The 5,012-nt window shown below is 39.5% G+C and carries 4 protein-coding genes, 1 pseudogene and 1 CRISPR repeat array; of the genes and pseudogenes, 2 read left to right on the plus strand and 3 right to left on the minus strand.

Going from position 1 to position 5,012, the window contains the following annotated elements; translation table 11 throughout:
- On the minus strand, positions 1-288 hold a 288-nt coding region (locus ACT3QP_RS14040; protein ID WP_444525934.1), incomplete at its 3' end, for an AAA family ATPase.
- Between the two features lie 286 nt (positions 289-574).
- On the opposite strand from ACT3QP_RS14040, the pseudogene ACT3QP_RS14045 reads away from it, so the two are divergent.
- Positions 575-676 (plus strand): annotated as a pseudogene (locus ACT3QP_RS14045) (transposase); the annotation flags it as partial.
- A gap of 198 nt (positions 677-874) precedes the next feature.
- Positions 875-1,142: a CRISPR direct-repeat array (repeat unit 28 nt; unit sequence CTTCATCACCGCTCAGGTGACTTAGAAA).
- A 204-nt stretch (positions 1,143-1,346) separates the two neighbouring features.
- Here ACT3QP_RS14045 and ACT3QP_RS14050 read toward each other — a convergent pair.
- Entirely contained in the window at positions 1,347-2,963 is a 1,617-nt protein-coding gene (locus tag ACT3QP_RS14050) for an NAD(P)/FAD-dependent oxidoreductase (protein WP_192520654.1), read from the minus strand.
- A gap of 253 nt (positions 2,964-3,216) precedes the next feature.
- Between ACT3QP_RS14050 and ACT3QP_RS14055 the strand changes: the two genes are divergently transcribed.
- Positions 3,217-3,936, plus strand: a complete 720-nt coding sequence (locus ACT3QP_RS14055) for a 3'-5' exonuclease (RefSeq protein ID WP_192520653.1) — start codon at positions 3,217-3,219, stop codon at positions 3,934-3,936.
- Positions 3,937-4,134: 198 nt separating this feature from the next.
- Here the strand turns inward: ACT3QP_RS14055 and dld are convergent.
- Positions 4,135-5,012, minus strand: an 878-nt coding sequence (gene dld / locus ACT3QP_RS14060) for a D-lactate dehydrogenase (RefSeq protein WP_444525935.1), incomplete at its 5' end; no start/stop codon positions are given.

Here is a 5,012-nt window from a genome sequence, read left to right on the forward strand (position 1 = left end):
AAGAGCTTTATCAGCTTCGTCTAGTTTGAACCAACCTGTTACTACAATGGTATCTTCAGCTAATACTCTTCCAGAACTAATATCATTATATTTTGAGCGTGGATAATCTCTTAATATATCAAATCCAGCTACTTCATCAGGTTTATTTAACTGTTGCAAAGCTCTTAGTACAACTGTTTTTCCTGCTTCATTAGGGCCAACCATTATTGTTTTTAGGTCTTCAATTTCAAATTCACCAGTATCAATAATGCTGCGATAGTTTTGAATTCGAGCTTTACTTAACTTCATATTTTTTCCTCACAATTTTATATAGATATATTCGTATTTCTCTTTCGCTATAATACCATTCAAACCATCAATTCCACTGCTAAGATAAATTTCTCTGATATCTGTCCGTTTGTCGCCCCTGCGTAAGGGGAAATTAACTATTCTATCTGCTTCTCTAAATATTGCTTATCATATAGGTTTAGCTTTAATCATATAACGGAGCTTATGGTAAATGATTTTAGAGAGGAAAAGGGAGCTTCCTAGAAACTGTGTAACTGCTTATAATCCACTAACAGGAGAGTAAGCAATGACTAACCAAACCGACCTTAGAAAACTGGCTTAACAAATAGCTAGCAGCATTAACAGCTTCGATGATATCAAAGACTTTCAGAAGCAACTCATGCAATCCTTATAGATCAAATTATAAATTATGCAAAATTTCTTGAACCAACATGTATTTTATATAGTGTATATTATATATATAAAAAATTTTTCTCCTACCAAACCTTACTCTATATACTTTATACATTATTTATATACTATCTACTAGATATAACGCATAGGTGACTTAGAAAGACAAGCGTCATAACTTTGAAAGCAAAAAAGACTTCATCACCGCTCAGGTGACTTAGAAATTGTCGAACGTGTTGAAGTGATTGCAAATCTCCTTCATCACCGCTCAGGTGACTTAGAAATTGTCGAACGTGTTGAAGTGATTGCAAATCTCCTTCATCACCGCTCAGGTGACTTAGAAATTGTCTTTGTCATACAGCCACATATAACCTCTCTTCATCACCGCTCAGGTGACTTAGAAAAAGACCAATGGGTGTGGGCGTGGCGGTATTGACTTCATCACCGCTCAGGTGACTTAGAAAACTAGGGTGTGTCATCAAGTAGATGATGAAGCTTAAAATGAGAAAAATTGTAGATAAACAAGAAAGCAATTGCCGTTAATATGAACATATTGACAAAATTTCTGACGATGTTTAGCAAAATTCAGCCATTTTAAGGCCACTAAATGTATTAATTAATGACACGCCCTAGGACAACCCCCAATATTTAATCACCTAAAGCCGCTCTTAATCTATATTCAATATTGATTTCGCCACAGCTTCAGCCACTTTGATACCATCAATTCCCGCTGACAATATGCCACCTGCATAACCAGCGCCCTCGCCTGCAGGGAATAGTCCTTTGGTATTAATGCTTTGGAGATCTTTATTACGTTTAATGCTGATTGGTGACGATGTTCTGGTTTCTACACCCGTTAGTAAACCATCGTCAGATGCAAAGCCTTTGATTTTTCTATTAAACGCTGGAATGGCTTCACGTATGGCATCCACGGCAAAATCAGGTAACGCTTTGCTTAGGTCCGTTAAGGTAATACCTGGAGTGTAAGACGGCTTCACATCACCGAGTTCTGAGTCTGGTTTGCCTTTTAAGAAATCGCCAATGGTTTGCGCTGGTGCATTGTAGTCTTTGCCACCTAACTCAAACGCTAAGGTCTCTAGTTGTCTTTGTAAGTCGATACCAGCAAGAGGATGGTTTGGGTAATCTCGCTCTGGGTCGATACCCACAACAATTGCGCTGTTGGCGTTACGCTCGTTCCTTGAATATTGGCTCATACCATTGGTGACAACACGGCCTTCTTCTGAAGTTGCAGCAACGACGGTGCCACCTGGGCACATACAGAAGCTATAAACAGAACGACCGTTTTTACAATGATGAACCAGTTTGTAATCCGCAGCACCAAGTATTTCGTTTCCAGCATTATCACCAAAGCGTGCTTGGTCGATGGCTGACTGCTTATGTTCAATCCTAAAGCCAATTGAGAAAGGCTTTGCTTCAACATACACGCCTTTATCATGGATCATTTGAAAGGTATCACGGGCACTATGACCAACAGCAAGAACAACGTGATTGCTGTTTAACCGTTCGCCATTGTGTAAGGTAACGCCTGTGATTTGCTCGTCTTTGATATGGATATCATCGACACGAGTAGCAAAACGAATTTCGCCACCGAGTTCTATAATCTCAGCACGCATTTTTTCTACCATGCTGACTAGTTTGTAAGTACCTATGTGCGGTTTGCTAACAAATAAAATCTCCTCTGGCGCGCCAGCTTTAACAAATTCCGTCATGACTTTACGGCCATAATGATTTGGATCTTTTACTTGGCTATACAGTTTACCGTCGGAGAAAGTACCCGCTCCGCCCTCACCGAATTGTACGTTAGATTCTGTGTTCAATTTACGCTGACGCCAAAAGCCAAAGGTATCTTTGGTGCGTTGTCTTACTTCGTTACCGCGTTCAATGATAATGGGTTTAAAACCCATTTGAGCAAGCGTGAGTCCTACTAATAAACCACAGGGACCAAAACCAATAATGATAGGACGCTCAGTTAAGTCTTCTGGTGCTTGACCAACATATTTGTAGCTGGTATCTGGTGTTGGTCTAACATGGTTGTCTGACTCAAATTGCACCAGTAAATCATTGGTCAAATCCGAGTCGGTCAGCGTGACATCTAGCGTATAAATTAATTGGATATTTCTTTTATTACGAGCATCATAACCACGTTTAAACATCACAAATGATGCCATCTGCTCAGCAGAAATTTTAAGCTTGGTCGTTATCGCAGTCGTTAGATCTTCAGGTGCATGATTTAATGGCAATTTAATTTCAGTTAAACGTATCATTGGTTACTCATAAACTCGTGTAGAAAACAGTCTCGCATTTTACTGGTACTGATACAAATAAGCGAATAAATATTCTACTTATACAGGATAAATTTACGGATTTGACGGCAGGAGCATATTTACTAATTGATGATAAGTAGTACATCTAAGCAGGTTAACGCTGCAATACTTTTATGATGGAGTAACTATAGACTGCTATAATACAAGCATTTATATTAGACCACTGAGCTCCTCACATTTATCAAGGCCCATTATGACCACTTATATACTCGACACAGAAACCACAGGGCTTGTTGAGCCGCACATGACTGAAGCCGCCTACTCTATTGTGAATATCAACAATGGCAAGGTAGAGGTACTACAAGAGCCAAGATCCAAGCGTTTTAACCCTCTGAAAGAAATCAGCTTGGGCTCTATGGCAGTGTCACATATATGTGAAGAAGATATCATGAATGAGCCTCCTCATACAGACTTTAGACTGCCCAGTAGTGTTGAGTATTTGATTGGTCATAATATTGATTTTGATATGGCCGTTCTAAAAAATGCAGGCGTGACACATACGCCTAAGCTGATATGCACCAATGCGATGGCTAACTATCTGCTACCTACGCTAGAAAGCCATAAGCTGGTCTCTCTTCTCTACCTCTTTCATCGAGATATCGCACGTGAGCAAGCAAAACATGCACATGCTGCTGTTTATGATATTTACTTCACTCAGTTGGTACTGGGTAGTCTGATTGATTTAGCCAATAGCCAAGGCCATGTCATCACTGATGCAGAGAGCTTATATGAGTTTAGCCAAATGGCACGCATACCCACGCATTTCAGTTTTGGCAAATATAAAGGTGAGGCTATTGCAAAGTTGGCAACCCATTCCGATGGAGCTGGATATCTAAAATGGATGCTCAAGCAAGACAGTATTGACCCTTATTTGGCTGAGGCTTGTCAGCAGGCTCTAGATACAGCTGGCTAAATCATAAGTGAGCGTATTTTAGTTTGAGATATAAAAAAAGCTGCAATACGTTTTTGTATTGCAGCTTTTAATACATATGATACAACCTAACTTAACATTTAGAGCATGTTCTCAATCTAAACGATAAATATTAAGTGAAGATGCGCCCTAATTGATGACACACCCCAAATAACTGATTCAGAATCATGCTTAAACGACTTATAGACAACATGAGCAATTGCGTTTGGTTTTAGACATTTTACCAATACCAGGGTTAAAGCTGTTGGTTGGGTCTAAGCTTTTATAAAAGTTCTGTAAATCGGGTTCAGCTTCATATAAATGACCGACGTTATGCTCAGCAGGATATTTTGCCCCTCGCTCATTTAAAAGCTTCAACATCATTTTTTTGACATGCTTTGCATCACTACCTTTTTTCAAGATATAGTCTTGATGGAACACATAACAAAAGAAATGTCCGTAATAGAGTTTCTTGTCTAAATGCTGTTCGATTTCTTCGGGTAAGTTTTCTAGCCACTCTAACTCGTTACGTGGTATAGCGATATCAAGCGCTAAAATCTCACCGACTTCTTTTTCGTGTATGACTTCATATCGTATCGCGGCACCTGCTGCAGCAAAACGATTTAAGAAGGCGCTTTCTGACTCTTTTTTATCACATTCAAAGTAAGCGCCTGTTTCTGAGGTCGCAAAAAACGACTTCAAAAACGCTTGCGCTTCTTCGATACCGTCATCACTCATTTTTAAGATGAGGTGATGCTCGTATTTATCACGATATTCCATCATTCGCTCAGGCAAATGCTTTGGAAATATATTACCGATAAACTGCATGACTTTATCGGTAAAGTGCTTGGGCATCCACGACCATTTACTAAATTTTGCATCAATCGCGCCTTTAATAGCAAACAAGCGCGGTAAGGCATCTGTCCCTAAATGTTTGATACTCAAGAAAGTGTCTTTACCGTATTTGGCAGATACATCGAATATATCACGGTGCATATACTCGCCCACTTCAGGAATGTTTTTGAAATTGGACAATATCTGTCTTCTCAACTGTGCAAGCTCGCTCACACTGTTGCTAC

The organism is Psychrobacter sp. AOP7-B1-24 (assembly GCF_052376215.1).
Taxonomy (GTDB): Bacteria; Pseudomonadota; Gammaproteobacteria; order Pseudomonadales; family Moraxellaceae; genus Psychrobacter.